A 248-nucleotide genomic window follows, 5' to 3' on the forward strand; every position below is an offset into this window, starting at 1 on the left:
GAAGCCAAGAGAAATCAAATAATAGTTAAAATGGCTGAGGCTGGGATTGCATGTAACGTTCATTATAAGCCATTACCTATGTTTACGGCTTATAGGAACCTAGGATTTGACATTAAAGATTTCCCAAATTCCTACAATCAATATGTGAATGAAATTACCCTTCCACTCCATACTCTTTTGAGCAATGAGGATGTGGAATATGTAATAGAGAATCTAAAAAGGATTTTAAATGAAATATAAAGTGGGAT

Annotated in this window: 1 protein-coding gene; it reads left to right on the plus strand. The window is 33.5% G+C overall.

All coding sequences use genetic code 11. The features are described 5' to 3' along the window. On the plus strand, nucleotides 1–240 hold a 240-nt coding region (locus SB822_RS59565; RefSeq protein ID WP_410859435.1), incomplete at its 5' end, for a DegT/DnrJ/EryC1/StrS family aminotransferase. Between the last annotated feature and the right edge of the window lie 8 nt (nucleotides 241–248).

Origin of the sequence: Paraburkholderia sp. SIMBA_054 (assembly GCF_046534875.1) — a bacterium.
GTDB lineage: Bacteria > Pseudomonadota > Gammaproteobacteria > Burkholderiales > Burkholderiaceae > Paraburkholderia > Paraburkholderia hospita.